Here is a 20,098-nt window from a genome sequence, read left to right on the forward strand (position 1 = left end):
TGCTCTCCCCACTTTCTGCCGCTGTAGCTCAGCTGGCTAGAGCAGCTGATTTGTAATCAGCAGGTCGGGGGTTCGAGTCCCTCCAGCGGCTCTATTTTTTTTAGAGCAGTAGAAAGTAAATTGCACAATGCGGAAGTAGCTCAGTTGATAGAGCATCAGCCTTCCAAGCTGAGGGTCGCGGGTTTGAGCCCCGTCTTCCGCTCTTTATTCACTTGCAAATGGCAAGTCGAATGCTTCAAAAAATATTGAATACAATGGGGAGATACCAAAGTGGCCAACTGGGGCGGACTGTAACTCCGCTGACTTATGTCTTCGTAGGTTCGAATCCTGCTCTCCCCACTCTTTTCTTTTAGCATCCACTTTTCTAAAAAACAAAAACATTTTTTTTTACTTCTATCAGTAGATAGGGACATTTCTATTCTTTTAATTATATCTATCCAAAAAATAAATAAGGGCTATCTCCTTATATACAGAAACAGCCCTTAGATATATTATTTATAACCTCTTATTCTTTAATTATTGTTTTATTAACAACAGATATTCCGTTAGAAATTATAACAAAATAGACTCCATCAGCTAATTCATCTAAATTAATTTGAATTAACTGGCTATTATTGTCGGATTTGCGATAAACCACTTGCCCAAGAACATTCTTTATAATAATCTCAGGATTATTAAATAAATCATCTGAAATTTTAATATTTAATTCGCTTTTTACAGGGTTAGGATAAACTATTATACCGCTTATTATTTCCTCATCTATAGAATTGTCATTTATTGAACTCTTTAGAACACCTGAACAAGTAACATTGTTGAGAACCGAATTATAAACGAGATTGCTATGAGTAACATCATCAACGCAAAACCCAAAATCAATATTACTACCTTTTTTGGAATAACTAGTTTCCATTATAACAGATCCATCTGAACCAGTGACACCTGATAAAGTTTCATTTAAAGAGCCATTAAAAGTACCAGATACTGTTGCATTAGTAACAGCATTGCCATTATTATCAACAATTCCAACTGTTGCTGTTCCTGTATATTTGCCTTTCCCTTGACTTATCAGACCAAGTGTGATACTCTCAACGTACATTGTATTAGCTATACCTCCTGAAATAGAAACCAAATTCTGAACTTCACCTGTTGCACCATCATCATCTGTTACGGTTAGTGTTACAGTGTAATCTCCACTATTAGAATAGGTATAACTTGTTATTTGACCGACACCAGTATTACCATCACCAAAAACCCATTGGTAATTTATAATACTTCCATCACTATCAAAACTTGCTGAGGCATCAAAATCAACAGTCAAATCATTTATAGAGAAGGAGAAATCAGCAGTAGGTGAGACATTCGACGAATTAACAGTTATATTATAAGTTACACTACTCTGCGCACCACATGATGAAGTATTTGTGGCAGTAGCTGAACAAGAACTTGTTGGGTAGATAACTTGTTCCCGCGAAGTTCCTGAAGTACCACATCCGGTCCAACTCCATGTTCCCTCAAACGGCTGTGGTCCGAATCTGATTTCATCCCCTGCATTCACAACAACATCTGTGGTTGCATTCCACGATCCTCCATTGATCTGAACCCATGGATCAATAATTGCAGGTTCACAATCGTTATAATAATCTTCAGTATATGCCATTGAAGACTCTTGATCCCGATAAACAATACCGGCAGGTTTCAAGGTACCATCATAATTTGTCATTCTCAGAGATTCATTACATCCATCCCATACAAAATATCGTTCCACAAACGGAGCATTTTCAAGCATCGTAATAAATTCCTGAATAACAACTGCATTTTCTTCCTCTGAAGGTTCATTACCGTCGTAGGTCCAATTGCAACCGTTATTAAATTCTGTAATCCAGATTGGGCGCCCGGTACGTTCATGAATTGCTAACAATTGATCATATAGCTGCTGAGCAGTATAATTGGCTCTGTAAAAATGCCACGCCACAAAATCAACCCTATAACCTAAGGCATCACACTGATCCATAAAATCATATAACCACCACAATCCACCATCAGTTGTGGCCGGTGAACCTACTCGTAATCCTGAAGCCAGCATATTTGGATAATTAGCAATCGCATCGGCAACAGTACTATATCCGTCATCCACTGAATTATCAGGCTCATTATAATAAAGAGCATGTGTACTTCCAAATTTATCAAGGAAATTGCTATATGCATTCCAGTTTGGATTATGACGCATAGGTACAAATTCCAAATCCGGTGTCCCGTAACTTGTATTATTGTAATCATAGTAAGAACCACAGTTAAATCGATCGGCATCATACGAACTACCTCTCCATCCTTTTTTCATCGTCCACCGCCATTGCCTGACTACAACCATTGAAACAGTATTAGATAGCCCTGTAGGCATTAGATCAATAACTACATCACTATCGTCAGCAATAAACACACGACTGCTTCCTGTTCCATCCTCATTACTGGCAAATGTGGCCATATATCCTCTTTTCAGTACAAACGACTCAATATTATCAACCATAGCCCCTAATTCCACAGACTTATAATACTGATTAATATAAAGATCCATAGAAGAACCACTTTGATTAGAACCATCAAACACAGTTAATGCCGCATAAGTACTTGAATGAGCTATTACCATTGCTCCTTTTAAATAATTTATTATTCTAATATTGGTACCAACTACCGCATCTTCACCATTTGCCTTAATTCTGTTTAAGTAATTAGAAATAACCTGAGCCGGACGCATATTTTCAAAATATACCCATGCATCTGGCGAAGCCAAATCAATGGCACTATTAATCATTGGACTTGTAGCTGATGTTAGTGTAAGCTGGCCCGAACCTGTTAGTTTTATGTTTTCATCTACTAGAGAAGAATAAGTCGCAGTATAATTATTGTAAGTCGTTAAGGTTGCTTCAAAGATATCTGAATGCACATTTGCAATAGCATACATTAAAATATCTTCATTTGTTAAAATTGCTTCTACTGAAGAGGCCCCATTATCTAACACCAGATGAGCATCATCCATTGCTGTTTGCAAATCTTCGTAAACAATTGATCCTTCCGGCACAGGTTCAGGATTTAGAAGCATAACATTTGCTGAATCCACCAAAAATTGCAGCTCTGTTTTATCAACCGGTAAACTGATCAATTTTATAAAATCAACTAATACTCTGGCATTAGATGTTGATCCTGATTGATAAGGTCTCATTCCTACCTGAATAATGCCAGTAGTTTGAGATACAATGCGGATAGGAACAGTATCTATTTGCCAGGCACCTAATACAGCTATTGTATGTAATCCTGAAAAAGAATTATTTCCATCATTGCCAATCCAGCCATTCAGGTTAGCAGCAATACCATTAGCTCCCATAAAAGCAGTAGCAAATTGTATTTCATACAGACCAGGAGGCAATATTACTTCCTGATTGTAAACAAGATCACCACCCCAACCAGCAGTTAATCCTATAGCTCCCTGACCTGTTCCATTGGCACCATCATAACCAGAAGATGGTATCGTTACTCCATTGAAATCACCACTCCAGCCAAATTCAAATGTAGCTGCAGCACTCCAGGCTGAAGCCGAAGTTAATGACCATCCATCAATTGAATGTGTATTTGCAGGATCTGCTGTTGCTACAGTTTCAGTGCCTCCCACAAGGTAGTTACAATTAATATTAAATCCTGCATTGGTTAAATACAGGTCTGTTACATCATTCTGTGCAATGGTTTCAGGTTGCGCAAAACAAACAATAAGAAATAGAAAGCTAGCTAATAGCTTCAAATTTAATTCCCACATAGGAATTTTCCATCTTAAATTGGATTTTAATTTCATAAGACTTTTGATTTGTTAATTAATTTATAGAAGAGGCAGGGTAACCTCTTTATCAATACTTAAGTTAAGAAATACTTTTTATAATAAACTCATTAACAAACGCATCAATCGATTTTAAAACATTCTATTTTAATTAATTTACAATTGAAAAAACAACACATAATAACTATTTAAAAATTTATATTAATTGTAGAATTCGTTTCGATAAGATATTTTTTAAATAATACTTTTGTATTTTTTTAATTTCTTTAGAAAATAAAATAAAAAAACCGCTGTACTATATTAGCACAACGGTCTTAGAAAGCTAAATCTAAAAAAACTATCTTAAAATTAATTGATCTTTATTTACAGTATCGTCAACCTTTGTAACCGATTTTACTTCCATACCCACTTTTTTATTAATGCTTATCTCGCTGGTTAATGTTCCCATAATACTAATGGCTTCCACATCGCTTTTAGTAAACTCAAAACCATTAATATCAATAGATTTTCCATTATAGATGGACAAGGAGGCCCCCTGTTCAGCTACTACTTTAACATTTTCAAATAACATACCCTCAGCATCAACAATGGCAATTCCCTTATTTCCTCGTAAAACAGCATTCTTCAGATGCACATTCTTCAAATTCATTTCGGGTAATCCCATAAAAAATGCCGCATTACCAAAGCCATTGGCCGTAATGTTTTCCATAAATACATTTTTAAATGAAGGCGTTTCTTCTGATACTGGAACAATCTCTGGTTGATCTTCTTTCTTAACTTTTTTGTTTTCATCATCGGGTATGGGCGACATACCGCCATAAAACAAGTTGAAACGAATGGGTTCTGCCGGTATATCAATCATATCGATATTGGATATATACACATTTTCAACTACTCCTCCTCTCCCACGTGTACTTTTAAAACGCAAGCCTATATCGGTGCCCATAAATACACAGTCGGAGACATGAATATTTTTAACACCTCCCGACATCTCACTACCCACAACAAAACCTCCATGCCCATGGTACACCACATTGTTTTTGATAATTACATTTTGAGTTGGTATTCCCCTGTCTCGTCCGTCTTTGTCCTTACCCGATTTGATACAAATTGCATCATCTCCTACATCAAAGCTATTATTATAAATCAAGACATTTTTGCATGACTCCAAATCCAATCCGTCACCATTTTGCGAGTACCAAGGATTACGTACATTTAAATTTCGGATTATTACATCTTCACTCATTAAAGGATGAAGATTCCAGGCTGGTGAATTCTGAAAGGTAGGACCATCAAACAGTACTTTCTTGCAATTTACCACACTTACCAGTACTGGTCTTAAAAAATCGCGAACTGCCTCGTATTCCTCCTTCGTATCAAATTTAGTAACATTAAAATTATCACGCGAATCACCTGCTTTTGATTTAGCTGAAGGATACCAAATACTGCCATCATCACTCAATACTCCACCCGATTTCAACAATCCATTCCACTGATTAGCCGTCATCTTGCTCCTTTTAACCGGCCTCCAGGCATCACCGTTACCATCAAAAGTTCCACCTCCTGTAAACGCAATATTTTCAACATCTTTAGCGTAAACAGGCGACATGCACCGATACGTATTCAAACCTTCAAAACTGGTTTCTACCAAAGGATAATCATCAAAATTACGACTAAAGCGTATGACTGCTCCCTCCTCTACATGCAAATTAATATTGCTCTTCAATACAATAGGACCAGTGACAAAAATACCTCGAGGCACTATTACTTTACCTCCGCCCTTACCCGCAACTGCATAAATTGCATCAAAAAAGGCCTTTGAATTATCCGTATAACCATCCGACACTGCCCCAAAATCAAGGATACTAACTGAGTAATCAGGAAATGTTGCTTCTTTAACTCTGGGCATTTCAAATTCCAGATTGCCATAAATGTCCAATTCCTTACAGACTTCATTATTTTCTTCGGCATTGCAACACCCCGTAATACTCACTGCTAATAAACCTGTTGCAAGTAACAGATATTGAATTCTCAACAGTAACTTATAAGATTTCATATTATTAGTTTTATTTTACATCCTCTAGTTGTGAGAGATAGTTCCAATTATCAGCCCCTTTTAAAATATTATCTAAAGAATACTTTTCCATATCCATCTCTGATAATTGATGCGACCACTCAACTCTGTTATTAGTATTTGAACCCGGACCTATGGAGCTATACTCAGCATAAAATGCAGTCTTCTCTTTCTCTTCGCTTCCCCAATTATGCCATCCTTCTGGTTTTATGTGTTTATCTAAATAGCAGTTGATAAAAACGGTTTTAGCATAAGGACGCCAAGGTCTTCCTAAATAAAAGCTCTCTTCAGAACCGTCTCCCAATATCTTACAATCCAGAAATACAAAGCCATATTCCTGTTCTTCAATAGTAGATGCAGCCGTAACATATCCCTTTTCTTTACAAAAGATCTCACAATTGTCGAAAACAGCAATCGACCAACCAAAGATAAAATCCACGGTTCCTTCTATATAACAGTTTTTATAATACTGACGACTTCCTTTTCCATGCGGATACAGAGTATCTTGATTACCCAGAAAACGACAATTATCAAATATCACCCTGTCACCATCAATGCGAACCGCAACAGCTTGCCCTACCGGTCCGGCAGAATTCTTAAAAGTTATATTTCGGGCAGTAAAATCGTTACCAAACACAAAAAATCCTGATGAACCAGTTGTTCCCATCTCTTCACCAAACGAATTCTTTTTTGAAGCATAATCGTCGTAAGTAATGATGGTTTTTTTGTTGTCTTCACCAATAAAGGACACATTATTTTTTGAAGCAGGTAGAACTAGCTTCTCTTTATAAACACCATTTTTTATAAAAATAGTAGTGCACTTTTTCCTAAAGTCAGGAACAGCATTAATGGCATCCTGCACCTTAATAAAATCTCCACTGCCATCAGTAGCCACAACAAAATCGAATTGATTAGCACATCCAAAAACGGATTTAGCAGAAATGAAAAGTAAGAATACCAAAACTGCTCGAATCTGAATTGTTTTAAAAGTGAATTCTCCTTGTTGAAGGTATGTAAAGTTGTTATCCATATTTTTCAAAGTCGGGAAATCTAATTTAAATATGGGCAAAAATCATCTATACTTCCAAATATGCCTTTTTACGCTTTTACTCTGTATATCTTCACTTTAAGTATTTTTAGATAAAATTTTCCACCTCTTTTAGTTAATTTACCCCCTATAATTCTTTGCTAAATTGAACATTTACTATTCATCCTTAAGAGTTATCAAACTAAAAGAAACTGATAATAAGATCTGAAGTGTAATTTTTTCATTATTCAATATCACAAATCTGATGCAAAAGAAAAATTCATTCTCTTGACAAGTCAACCACATTATCATATAATGGTTATCTTTGCGATATGCGTCAACTTGTACTTTTTTCACTTCTTTTATTAGGGACTTTAATTTCTAAAGCACAACCTGATTCCTCGAACGAACATAGTATCAAACAGAAACTTATTAACAAAGCTGATTCTGCATTGAATGTTTCTGACACAGCTTTGGCAAAAGCTAGCTATTCATCTGTTTTAAACAGCTATAAAAATGGGTTAACAATAGATGAAGGCAACCTTTGTGGCTATGCTGCATTAAAATTAAGTAAGATCTATTTTGGTGAAGGCAACTACAACTTATCATTAGATGCATCTATCAAGGGCATAAAAATTATTGAGTCCACCGATTATAATGCTGATTTGCTTTCAAACCTATATTTAAATGCCGGCAATATATACTCTGTATTTGAAGATCATGAAAAAGGATTTATCTACTATAATGAAGGCTTAGAATATGTAAGACAGACTAAGAATGTAGAGTTGGAATCGTTCTTTTTAAATAATCTCACAGCCATGTGTTGTTATACAAAAGATATACCTCAGGCAAAGGTTTATAACAATATGGCAAAGGAGCTTCCTTTGAAAGACACCATAAAACAACTCTATTATTACTCGTTAAACAATGGTTTTATTACTCTGGCTGAAGATAAGTTACAACAAGCTATTCTTCATTATAAAACATCTATCGAGTATGCCCTAAAACCTGGAATGAGCCCTAAATTTTTAGCTGCATCATATTCTGAGATTTACAAAATTTACGAAGAAACTAACGAACTGGATTCGGCCATTTATTACCTTGAGAAATACAGAGTATTATCGGAAAAAGAGCAATATACTTACATGCAGGTTGACAGTTACAAAACCCTGTCGCGCCTGTATAACAAAACCAACCAGCGAGATAAAGCCCTTTCATATCAGGAAAAATATGTACTTCTGGCTGATTCAATGATGAATAATCGCGAATTCAATCGAATCAGAAGCAAACAATCAGCATATGAAAAAGACAAAAGCAATAGTTATATTAACGAACTTACAACAACTATATCTGAGCAAAAACTCATATTAACTATCATCATTTCATTTTTAATTATACTAATTACTTTATCTGTTCTGTTATTAATACAAAAAAGAAAACTACAAGGCGCTTATCACGATATATTTGAACGCAACAAAGAATTAATCAATATTGAAGAAAAGTACCTTAAAGCCAATAAGATAATTCTGGGACTTAAAGAACATGGCAGAGATATTGAAGATCAGAACAAAACAACCGGATTAAAAGAAGAACAAAGAAACGCATTGCTCCATAAGATTAATCACATAATGGAAACCTCTTCTTATTACTGCAATCCCGATTTTAGTTTGGCTGAATTGGCTAATCTGGTTCAATCCAACACCAAATATGTGTCGCAAATAATTAATGAGACCTACAATGTTAATTTCCGGACATTTATCAACGAATACCGCATTAAGCTTTCGCGAAAACGATTAATCGACACCCAAAATTACGGAAATTATACTATCAAAGCCATTGCCGAAAGTGTAGGATTTAAATCGCAATCAAACTTTATACTATCATTCAAAAAAACAACCGGAATTACTCCTTCCCTTTATCAGAATATGGCACAAAAGGAAAAAAAGTAATAAACCATAACCCACACCCCCCTATTTTAATTGTTTTGTTTCACCGATTCAAGAATCAGAAACGATTATTTTTTTATAAAAGTCAGGCACCCTCTATTTTCGCATAAATCTATTTCTGAGTTAAATACCGAATTAATCCACCTAATTACACAATTAAACATCAAAAAATTATGCGAAAGAATCTACGTATGTTGATGATAATTTGCCTTGCCATTTTATCATTTAAATCTTTCGGACAAAAGTTAGATAAGAGTTCACCCGCTCTAATCAAATCTGTTCGAGAAGGAAAGCAGATGGTACCAGTATCACCTGAAAAGATGAAAGGGAAACCTCTTGATTCGGAAATATACCTGAGAACCTATAAACCTCTTCCTCCATCACCATTTGAACAGGCTCAAATAGGTTTTAGAAAAATGCAAAATGATGTTTCGTTACAACTTGCCGAAGAATTGGGTGACGAAATATTGTATTCAAACATGATTTATTCCGATACATGGTCTGATTTGGCGATCTATGATATACCTTACGGGATTTATTCGTTTTCTGCAAATGAAAATACTGATTTCACAATACATTACGAAAACATAGGATTAAACTGTAATGCAGGGGTATATGCCAACAATAAGTTTTATGGCATCCATCCTATAACGTTATTTGGTGCATTGAATGGCATTGGTTATTTCGTGGTAAATACCGAAACATGGGAAACAGAGCGAAATTACATTGTTGACGATGCCGGATATGAAGACATGGCCAGCACTATGACTTTTGACCCGACAACCAATAATATTTTTGCTCTTCGATACAACGAAGAGCTGACTGGGTTTAACTGGGCAACTTTGGACACTGCATCATTTACATTTAACAACTTAGCCGATTGGTCAGGTTCTTTTACTCCGCTTACGTTATCAACCACCCCAGATGGAACAATTTATTGTATTGGCATTAACGGTAATCTTTACACCCTTGATAAAGCAGATGGTACACCAACTTTAGTGGGTGCCACAGGTGTTTATCCGGCCAATTACTCTCAATCGGCGGTATACAATGGGCACACAGGTCAGCTATTATGGTGTGCCATGACCTATACAGGATCACATATGTACACGGTTGATTTAAGTACTGGTGAAGCCTCGCGCTTATTTACATTTGAGAATAATGAGCAAATGGTGGGCTTATTCACTAAATCAACATCAGCAATGGATGAAGCACCAGCTGCCATAAGTGATTTGACAATTACGCCCGAATATGATGGTGCTTTAACCGGTACAATCAATTTTACAGTTCCATCGCTTACCTACTCTGGAATTGATTTAAATGAAAACCTGAATGTTATTACCAAAATAGATGGCATTGTGGTTGATGAACAGGAGCTAGCTCCTGCTTCGGTAGTTAACCTTCCTTACACATTAACAAACGAAAATCACACATTCTCTGTAATTACATCAAACAGTGTTGGAGTAAGCCCAATATCATCTATTACTAAATACATTGGATACGACACACCTGATCTTGTTAAAAATTTAAGTTATAGCATTAATGAGGGAACTAGCTCATTGAGTTGGGACACTCCAACAGAAGGAAGTCATGGAGGTTACATCGATCCATCATTACTATATTATACTGTGGTTCGTTTACCGGATAATGTAACTGTTGCCAACCATCTCACTACTTCTTCTTTTTCTGAAACCATGCCATCGCTTATGGCTCGTTATTCATATCAGATTACAGCGTACAATGGATCTGACAAGATGGGTTTAACTGCTACCACCAATGAAATCATTTACGGTGATGGCTTTAAACCTCCTTATACGCAAACTTTTGAAGATGCTAACTCATTAGAGTATTTCAACATTATTGATAATAATGGAGATGATAACACATGGCAACTTCTTTCTGATGTAATTGCTTACTGGCCTAATTATAATGAGGATATTGATGGAGATGATTGGTTAATTACTCCTGCTTTTGAACTAAAAGCCAATGTAAAATATAAACTTACATTCTCAACCAAGGCATTGTGGTCGCCTTCAATCGAAAGCATGAAAGTTGCTATTGGAACATCTCCATCTGATATTGAAACATTTACCAATGAAATTTGGAATAATGCTGAAATCAACTTTTATGAATACACTGATCAAATAGTAGAATTTTCAGTTGCTACCGATGGCAAATACCACATCGGTTTTTATGCTTTTTCGGCTAAAGTAACCGGTACAGGATTGTATATCGATGATATAAGCTTGGATAAAATTGGAGCCTTTGAAGCCCCGGCTAAAGTGAGCGATTTAACGGTTACACCTGATGCCAATCTCGACTTAAAAGCAACCATTTCTTTTACAGCGCCATCGGTTAACCTGAATAATGAAACTCTTTCTGAAATTTCTCAGATAGATATCTACCGAAATAATGACTTTTCGAATAGTATACATACATTCACTAATTCTACTGCCGGCGAAACCTTAAGTTGGTTAGACGAAAATGTGCCTTTTGTTGGCTACAATACTTATACAGTTGTTCCTTCAAATGCTTCCGGCGAAGGTGAATACGAAAGTACTACTGAGTTTCTTGGTATTTTTACACCTCCTTACTCTGAGACTTTCGACACCAAGTCATCAATGGATATGTTTACTTTCCTGAGCCTGGCAACAGAAACCAGCAACTGGAGTTATAATGATTGGTCACAGTGTTTAGAAGGTGCCAACTGGAGCAATATAGCGAACGAATGGGTATTCTTACCAAGTATAAAACTGAAGGCAAATACGGTATACGAATTTTCGATGGGTTACACAACATATGGACTGGGATCATTTGAGCTAACTCTAGGTACGGCAGCAAGAACTCGCGGCCAAAATGTGGTCGATAGTTTCTCTACTGAACCAGTTTATTCAATGACTAATGGCAAAGTTCTTTTCTCAACTGATTCGGAAGGAAACTTTGTTCCAGCTCTTCATATGACTCCTGGTGAAGACTATTGGTATTTCTTTGTTAATATTTTTAATATCAAAATAACAGAGATGGCTTCAACCATGGCTCCAGGTACAGTACAAAATATTGTATTAAAAGCTGATGAAAAAGGTGAGAGAAGTGTATCCATTACTTTTAATGCTCCAACTGAAGCATACAATGGAGGCCTGGTTGAATCTATTTCTAAAATTGATATCTTCCATGAGTCAGAGGCAATGCCTTTTAAATCATTTGAAGCACCTTCTCCGGGCGAACAATTAACATGGACTGATTCAAATGTACCTTTAGGTTACGTTAAATATGCATTTATTACCCAAAACGAATATGGAACAGGAAAAACTGTGTTAGATTCTGTTTTTGTGGGTGCTGATTTACCAGTGGCCTTAACTGATGTCAACATTAAAGCCGATGCCAACAATGCTAATTCAACAATAAGTTGGACAGCTCCATTAGGACAAAACAATGGTTACATCGATTACAACTCATTAACTTACAATATTTATTTATACGATGCTAACTCAGGTGCTTTCAATCTTGTAAAAGAAAATATTTCAGATACGTTCTGTAGTATGGAAGAAAACATTACTGATGAGTTGCAACTATTTTATTATGCTGTTAGCCCTGTATTAAATGGTTATGAAGCCGAAGCAGTAATAAATCATGTAGTGCTTGGAACTCCATACGCTGTACCTTATCATGAATCTTTCAGCCAGATGAGTTCAACAACTTCACCATGGGTAATAGCTGGTACTACTTATTCAGAGTGGACATCAACCAGTCAGGTTGGAACCTTAGATGGTTTAACGGTTAATCCACAGGATAACGATGAAGGCATGCTGTTTTTCCATAATCCATATGGTAACGGAACTGGATATGCCGAATTACCTAAAGTAACTTTATACAAAAAGAATGTGGCAAGTAACAAACTACGCTTCTGGTTATATCAAAGCCCTGAATTAGCGACCGAAAATTCTGTTGTCTACCTCGAAATTTCTGCGAATGACAATGAATTTGAAATGCTTACAGAAGAAATTCCATTAAATGATGGCGACGGTTGGACACCACATACCTATGATCTCGATGCTTATAAATCGGCTGAATACATTAAGATTCGCATTTATGCATACATTTATACCAACGCCGAGGCACTATTGATGGATAACATTAATATCTATTGCGTATTTCCTGAAGACATATCAGCCACAAGTGTTTCTGGACCAGAAACTTTAGTTGCTGGTGAAGAAGCTGAATATTCAATAGGTATTCAAAATGTTGGCTCAAATGCTATTGTTGGAACCAACTACACTGTTTCACTATACAATGGAAGTAAGTTAATAGAAACCAAAGAAGGTGTTGATCTGGCATCAGAAGAAGCTGCAAACATCGCATTCAAACTAACTCCATCGGTAACCGAAGCTGGTAACACATGGGACTTAACAGCTACTGTCAACTACAGCAACGATCAGATTACGTCGAACAATACCAGCAATCATTTAAGCGTAAATATTGACGTTACAGATCTTCCTTCTGTTAACAATTTAAGTGCAATGACATCTGGTGATGTTGTACTTAACTGGAGCGCACCTAACCTCGATTACCTGGTTCCTGAAGTAGAAAGTTTCGAAAACTACACCTCGCTATCCATCAATAATTTTGGTGATTGGAAAAGCGTTGATCTCGATGGTCAGTATACCGCTGTTTTAACAGGATTAGAATACGAAAATGCAGGTTCTCCTATGGCTTTCCAGATTTGGAATTATGTTGATGCAGGTGCTGAAGAATACAGCCAATTTTTATCGGCTCATTCGGGTGATCAGTGTATGATCAGCTGGTCGTCGGCAGGTGTTTTAGCTTCGGATGAATCTCCTGTTGATCCGGAAAATAACGATTGGCTAATTTCGAAAGAAATTACTCAAGGTTCGCGTTTAGGCTTCTGGGTAAAACAACCAAGCACCAATTATGGCAACGAAACATTTGAGGTTTGGGCATCATCCACATCTGATGCTGTTGAAGACTTTATTTTAGTTGATAGTCAAGAACTAATCACCATAAACTGGACCTACTATTCCGTTCAATTACCAGCAGATGCTAAGTATTTTGCTATTCGCCATACTTCGGCTTGCTTTGCATTGATGATTGATGATATTGAATTAATTCCGTTAAATGCTGAAGTACGTCAATACAACTTATTAGGCTACAACGTTTATCGTAACAGCGAAAAAGTAAATAGCCAGTTAGTAACTGAAACAACATACAATGACACTCCAGCTACTAATGGTTCTTATTCTTATGCTGTAAATGCAAGTTACGATAAAGGAGAATCAGCCATATCAAACATTGTTGTTGTTGATTATATTTCAACCGGAATCAATCCTGAGGCGACTCAAAAAGGATTAATTATCGGCGGAAAAGGTCAAATAACAGTAAAAGATCTGCAAGGTAAAAACATTCGAATTTACACGGTCGATGGAGTACAGGTTGATGCTTTTGTTTGCAACAACAATCATGAAATACGATACTTATCAAAAGGTATCTATTTAGTTACTGTTGAAAACATGGAACTTTCTTCAAAAATAGCTGTGTACTAATAATATCGAAGAGGCTGACTGAGAGCAGCCTCTTCTCTTCCCTAACTACCTTACTTTTAAATAGAAAAAAAAAATAAAAGATAGATGAATACATTACGAAATATGCTGGTTTTTGCCTTTCTGATTCAGTTCTCTTTTCTGAGTCAAACTAACGCACAAATTAGCTTTGGTGGGACACCCATTAGTTTCAGTCAATCAAAACCATTGCCTGAGATTACCAATGTAAGCGTTAACCTGAATGTTGAGAAATTAAAAGCTGAAAATCGAATCAGCCGCAAAGAGTCTAATACCCCTCCTTGCATAGCAAAAGCAATTCCTGTATCATACGACATGGATAATTCAGGTACCTGGACATCATTAGACAACGGTGGCGAAATGTGGCAGCTTCGTTTAAAAGCCGAAGGTGCCTTAGCCATCTTATTATCCTACGATAACTTTTACATTCCACAAGAGGCCGAATTATTTATTTACAATGCAGATAAATCGCATGTGATTGGTGCCTATACTTTAGATACGCATCCTACTTCAGGGGCTTTTTCGACCGAAATGGTAGCAGGAGACGATATTATTCTAGAGTATATATCGCCATACAAACACAATCAACTTATCGAAAATGACGATTTTGATAACATACCAGTAATTTCTATCAACAATATCGGGTATGTTTTTGATAATGTAGTTATCAAACGATTTCCTGCTTCAGCTGGAATGCAAACCGAAGTGGGTGAATCATCTTCTTGTATGATAAATATTAATTGTAGCGAAGGTGATGATTGGCAAACTGAGAAAAAAGGAATTTGTCAGATGTTGATGTATAATTCAAATGCAGCTTCGGGTCCCGGATGGTATGTTTGTTCGGGTAATGTGGTGAATAACACTGCTCAGGATTTAACTCCTTATGTATTATCTGCCTTTCACTGTTACGAAGGATCAACAGAGCAGGATTTATCAACCTGGCAGTTTACTTTTAATTATGAAGCATCGGGCTGCGAAGATGAAGAGCCTGTTAACACCCATACTATTACCGGTTGTTATTTACGAGTAGCCAGTCCTTTAGAAGGTGGTTCAGATGGAATTTTATTAGAGTTATCAGAAGATATCCCTTTAGACTGGGATGTTTATTACAATGGATGGGATCGACGTAATATAGTAACTGAAGGTGGAGGTGTTGGTATTCACCATCCAGCCGGCGACATCAAAAAAATATCAACTTTCGAAACATATTACGAAGGAACTTGGCCCGGAGATGTTTACGGTGCGACCAATGCTCACTGGAACCTACAGTTTATTGAAACCGAACACGGACATTCTGTTACTGAAGGAGGATCATCTGGTTCATCATTATTCAATAGTGATCATCTTGTAGTTGGAACTCTTACAGGAGGTAATTCAACTTGTTCTTATACATCGGGAAGCAACTACTATGGTAAATTATGGTATCACTGGGATCAATATGGAACTGATGAAACCACACAAATGAAAACCTGGCTCGATCCTTTGGATTTAGGTGTTGAAACTCTGGCTGGTACAGCTCTTAATCCATCATCACCACGCATTAGCAGTGCCTTTCAAAAAATCGAGCTGACTGGATCGGATGTTATTGGTGTAGCAGGAAGTGCTACCAAAGTAATTATCGAAGGACATAACCTGAATGATATTATTAGCATAACTGCCGACAATGAGTTTGAAGTTTCAACCAACAATGAAACTTGGGCACAAACAGCTACGCTGCCTCAAGACGGAGGAGCTTTGTACGTGCGTTTTTTGCCATCTACAATAGGTCATCAAACAGGATTAATTTCGTTAACTAATCCATTAGCTCCAAACTTTTACCTAAGTGTTATCGCATCTAGTTGCCCAGAATTTATTTTTGATAATTCGGAATTACCCATTGCCACTTACAATGAGCCTTATTCTGTTTGGGCAACCATTAGCAATTCAACAACAGATGCTGCTCACTACGAAACAACAGAAGGGCAATTTCCATTAGGAGTTGACTTGAATAGTGAAACAGGAGAAATAGCAGGTACCCCATTGGAAGCTGGCACATTCAATATTACTTTATTAGTAACTGATGAAAATGGATGTTTTGCTTCCATTGATTACCAGTTATATGTACAATGTGTTACCGTTACAAGTTTTCCATTTATTGAAAGCTTTGAATACGGCTTCCCTTCATGTTGGTCTGAAGAAGTAGAATCTGGTAAGTTTAAATGGACAAATCAAACCGGAGGGAACAATGGTAGCGAGCACCCTGACACTTCTTTTGACGGTGAATTCAATATGATATTCCGTACAGAAGATTACAACCCCAATGTATCATATCTGGTAACTCCAACAATGGATATTACATCACTTTCAAATCCTGTTTTATCCTTTGCTCATGTTCAGGAAAACTGGTTAGGTGATCAGGATATGCTAAGCGTTTACTATAAAACTTCAAACAATGAAGAATGGAAAGAATTGGCATCTTACACTGAAGATATTACAGAATGGCAAATGGAAAGTATAGTGTTACCTGAATCAAGCGCAGAGTTGGTAATTGGTTTTAAAGCTACTGGAGGATACGCCTATGGTGTTGTTTTAGATAATGTAATGGTCGGAAGTCCGCTTATTACTCCTTCTGAAACAACTCTTGCACTTAGCAAATTTGCCCAGGTTAATAATCAACCGGTAGCCGAAGTTAATATTACAACATCATCATTAGCTGAAGATATTACCGTTACTTGCTCCGAACCATATTTAGTATCATCTGATGGTATAAACTGGGGAGCTACTTGCCAGATTGTTAAAGAAGGCGGCATACTTTATATCACTTACACTTCTGCTCCTTCTATGGGTGCCGAAAGCGTAATTAACTTACAAAGTACAACTACTGAAACAAACATCACTATTACTGATACATCTACAGGTATTGATGATATTTCTGATGAAAATTCTAATTTCTCAGTTGTAAATCCATTTACCGATGAATTAAAAATCACTTGGACTGCTAAATACAACTTTTTAGAAATTATAGATTTGTCAGGACGAAAAGTGTATGATTCTTCTACCATTAGTGAAGTACAAAATATAAATATTCCTGCATCGTCATGGGCACCTGGTCTATACTGCGTGTATCTCCGGGGCGATAGCCAAACAGATATTATAAAAGTGATTAAGAAATAATTCTTCAAGAGGTTGTCCAAAAAGTAATTCTGCAAATGTGGAACCTTTCAAATTGTAATTTTATTTTCAATTAACCCCACCAAACCTCCCCTAAAAGGGAGGCTTAAGTCCCCTTCAGGGGATTTAGGGGTGACATAAAGTGATATTTTATTACAGATTGAAACTAACGTGGTTTTTATATTTAGTTTTTGGACAACCTCTTTTTTATTCAATATCAAACCCAAACTATTTATGTTATCTTTTGTTTTGAATTATATACATTTATGGTATTCATTTAAGATAACTGCTATGAAAAATGTTTTAACAATACTAACCGTACTTCTTTCTTTTAATATACTATCGGCCCAAGATCAGATTCAAACTCAAAATGGTTCATTCACCATTCATCTTATTGGGCACGGAACCCTTTATCTTGAATACAAAGGAACCATTATTCATATCGATCCATGGTCGAAGCTAACTGATTACTCACAACTACCAGATGCCGATTATATATTTATTACGCACCAACACGGTGATCATTTAGATAACAAAGCCATTTCGAAAATAATTAAAGAAGACACCAAAATATTCGCACCTAAAGTTTGTGATGCTGTTTTATCTGACTTTAAAAATGTTAGCTACCTAAAAAATGGAGACTCTTTCAAAACTACTTTCGGAAGTATAGATGCTGTACCTGCCTACAATATTCAGCACATGCGCGACGATCAAACTCCATTTCATCCTAAGGGACAAGGAAACGGGTATGTTTTTACAATTGATGGTTCAACTGTATACATTGCCGGAGACACTGAGAACATTCCAGAAATGAGGGATCTAAAAGGTGTTTATATTGCATTTCTTCCTATGAATCTACCTTATACTATGACACCAGAAATGGTAGCCAATGCATCTGATATGCTTCAACCAAAAATACTCTATCCTTATCATTTTGGTAATACTGATACAAATGTACTGTTAGACCTGCTAAAAGACTCAGATATTGATATTAGAATAAGAGATATGCAATAGAGTCTTAGTTTTTTAATATTTAACTTTTAATAGTTAATATCGTATTTTTTGAATTATTTAAGAAAGATTTTAAAATCCATTCCACAATCCTTAAACAAAGTAAATAGATTCTACTTTTACCAAACAATCCATTTCTTATAAGCCTAACCATATGCTTATTATCATTTTTTCGATAGGATAAACAATAGATAACATTTGAAGTAAAATCATCTGAAACCAAGAGAAATATCAGACTAGTAGCCTAAGTATTAAAACATTTCTGAATTTTAATACTATTTTTGTAGAAATATTTTTTTTTGCAAACCTTCATCACCTCTCGAATGATAGTGAAACTTAACAACAATACTTTACCAAAAGTATTCATCACTCTGATATGTATTATTGGCTTATACAGCTGTAGTCAAAAAGAAGAAACACACCCAATTGTTATTGTAGAAAAACCTGTTAAGCAAGACATTGAAGTATTCGGCGAATATGTAGGTCAGCTAACTGCCCGACAAAAAGTTGAAGTTAGAGCCAGAGTTGATGGATTTCTTGAAAGCATGCATTTTCAGGAAGGAAAGTTGGTTAAAGAAGGTGATGTTTTATTTACCATAGAACCATCTCCTTATGAAGCAAGGGTAAACCGTGTTAAAGCCCAATTAGCTCAAGCAAAAGCTGCTGCTGCAAAAGCAAAAAGAGATGTTGATCGATTAAAGCCATTATATGAGCAAAATGCAGCCAGTCAGTTGGATTTGGACAATGCAATTACTTCATTGGAAAATGAGCGTGCCAACATAATGATGTATGAGGCTGAACTTTCGCAAGCAGAATTAGAATTAAGCTTTACCAAAGTAAAGTCACCTCTAACTGGTTATATCGGAGAACGTCAGGTTGATATTGGAACCCTTGTGGGATCTAAAGGAGCTTCACTACTAACATCCGTTTTTCAAACTGATACCGTTTTTGTTCATTTCCACATGACGGCCTTAGATTATTTGAACAGTCAGCAAAGTAATGTAAACCTAACCAAAATGGATACGACCAGAAGGTCGTTTCAGCCAACTGTAATGGTTACCAAAGCCGACAGGTCGGAATACCCATTGAAAGGAATTGTTGATTTTGCAAACCCTCAGGTAGATTCCAAAACCGGAACGTTTACTTTGAGAGCTGAAATACCAAATCCAAACCGGGAATTATTACCCGGACAGTTCACTCGGGTTAAGGTACTTTTGAACGTAATTGAAAATGCAGTACTCATACCAAAGAAATCAATTATTATCGAAAAAGGTGGTGAATTTGTTTTTGTAATGAGATCTGATAGTATTGTTGAAAAAAGGTTTATTCAAACAGGTGATGAATTAAAATCGTCTGTTGTAGTAAACAGAGGCCTGCTTTCATGGGAAAAAGTTGTAACAGAAGGACTTCAAAAACTACAACACGGAATAAAAATAATACCTACCACCCCAACGGATTCAATTTGGATAAACAAACCTAAACTGGAGGATTAAG

Annotated in this window: 8 protein-coding genes and 3 tRNA genes; 8 read left to right on the top strand and 3 right to left on the bottom strand. The window is 36.3% G+C overall.

Annotated features, from left to right (window positions below):
* The first annotated feature begins 17 nt into the window (after positions 1 to 17).
* The 3 genes from KEM10_RS15435 (at position 18) to KEM10_RS15445 (ending at position 339) form a co-directional block, all read left to right on the top strand.
* Positions 18 to 91: transfer RNA gene (locus tag KEM10_RS15435), tRNA-Thr, on the top strand.
* 38 nt (positions 92 to 129) lie between these two features.
* Positions 130 to 202: transfer RNA gene (locus KEM10_RS15440), tRNA-Gly, on the top strand.
* A gap of 54 nt (positions 203 to 256) precedes the next feature.
* A tRNA-Tyr gene (locus KEM10_RS15445) sits at positions 257 to 339 on the top strand.
* Positions 340 to 505: 166 nt separating this feature from the next.
* On the opposite strand, the gene KEM10_RS15450 is transcribed toward KEM10_RS15445, so the two are convergent.
* The 3 genes from KEM10_RS15450 to KEM10_RS15460 all read right to left on the bottom strand — a co-directional run bounded on the left by KEM10_RS15450 (position 506) and on the right by KEM10_RS15460 (position 6,927).
* Entirely contained in the window at positions 506 to 3,841 is a 3,336-nt protein-coding gene (locus KEM10_RS15450) for a glycosyl hydrolase (protein WP_212216933.1), read from the bottom strand.
* A 319-nt stretch (positions 3,842 to 4,160) separates the two neighbouring features.
* Positions 4,161 to 5,879 (bottom strand): glycoside hydrolase family 28 protein, encoded by a 1,719-nt coding sequence (locus tag KEM10_RS15455; RefSeq protein WP_212216934.1) that lies wholly within the window; start codon positions 5,877 to 5,879, stop codon positions 4,161 to 4,163.
* 10 nt (positions 5,880 to 5,889) lie between these two features.
* Positions 5,890 to 6,927, bottom strand: coding sequence for a pectinesterase family protein (locus KEM10_RS15460; RefSeq protein WP_212216935.1), 1,038 nt, complete (start codon positions 6,925 to 6,927; stop codon positions 5,890 to 5,892).
* A gap of 329 nt (positions 6,928 to 7,256) precedes the next feature.
* Between KEM10_RS15460 and KEM10_RS15465 the strand changes: the two genes are divergently transcribed.
* From KEM10_RS15465 to KEM10_RS15485, 5 genes are all read left to right on the top strand, one after another.
* Entirely contained in the window at positions 7,257 to 8,873 is a 1,617-nt protein-coding gene (locus KEM10_RS15465; RefSeq protein ID WP_212216936.1) for a helix-turn-helix transcriptional regulator, read from the top strand.
* A 170-nt stretch (positions 8,874 to 9,043) separates the two neighbouring features.
* Positions 9,044 to 14,428 (top strand): choice-of-anchor J domain-containing protein, encoded by a 5,385-nt coding sequence (locus KEM10_RS15470; RefSeq protein ID WP_212216937.1) that lies wholly within the window; start codon positions 9,044 to 9,046, stop codon positions 14,426 to 14,428.
* An 84-nt stretch (positions 14,429 to 14,512) separates the two neighbouring features.
* Positions 14,513 to 17,596, top strand: a complete 3,084-nt coding sequence (locus tag KEM10_RS15475; protein WP_212216938.1) for a putative Ig domain-containing protein — start codon at positions 14,513 to 14,515, stop codon at positions 17,594 to 17,596.
* Between the two features lie 288 nt (positions 17,597 to 17,884).
* Positions 17,885 to 18,607 (top strand): MBL fold metallo-hydrolase, encoded by a 723-nt coding sequence (locus KEM10_RS15480; RefSeq protein WP_212216939.1) that lies wholly within the window; start codon positions 17,885 to 17,887, stop codon positions 18,605 to 18,607.
* A gap of 320 nt (positions 18,608 to 18,927) precedes the next feature.
* Positions 18,928 to 20,097, top strand: coding sequence for an efflux RND transporter periplasmic adaptor subunit (locus tag KEM10_RS15485; protein ID WP_212216940.1), 1,170 nt, complete (start codon positions 18,928 to 18,930; stop codon positions 20,095 to 20,097).
* The last annotated feature ends 1 nt before the right edge of the window (position 20,098 follow it).

The sequence above is a fragment of the Carboxylicivirga linearis genome (genome assembly GCF_018271995.1).
Lineage (GTDB): Bacteria > Bacteroidota > Bacteroidia > Bacteroidales > Marinilabiliaceae > Carboxylicivirga > Carboxylicivirga linearis.

Coding starts and splice junctions, on each gene's coding strand:
- KEM10_RS15450 (WP_212216933.1), bottom strand. CDS start 3,841: ATGAAATTAAAATCCAATTTAAGATGGAAAATTCCTATGTGGGAATTA.
- KEM10_RS15455 (WP_212216934.1), bottom strand. CDS start 5,879: ATGAAATCTTATAAGTTACTGTTGAGAATTCAATATCTGTTACTTGCA.
- KEM10_RS15460 (WP_212216935.1), bottom strand. CDS start 6,927: ATGGATAACAACTTTACATACCTTCAACAAGGAGAATTCACTTTTAAA.
- KEM10_RS15465 (WP_212216936.1), top strand. CDS start 7,257: ATGCGTCAACTTGTACTTTTTTCACTTCTTTTATTAGGGACTTTAATT.
- KEM10_RS15470 (WP_212216937.1), top strand. CDS start 9,044: ATGCGAAAGAATCTACGTATGTTGATGATAATTTGCCTTGCCATTTTA.
- KEM10_RS15475 (WP_212216938.1), top strand. CDS start 14,513: ATGAATACATTACGAAATATGCTGGTTTTTGCCTTTCTGATTCAGTTC.
- KEM10_RS15480 (WP_212216939.1), top strand. CDS start 17,885: ATGAAAAATGTTTTAACAATACTAACCGTACTTCTTTCTTTTAATATA.
- KEM10_RS15485 (WP_212216940.1), top strand. CDS start 18,928: ATGATAGTGAAACTTAACAACAATACTTTACCAAAAGTATTCATCACT.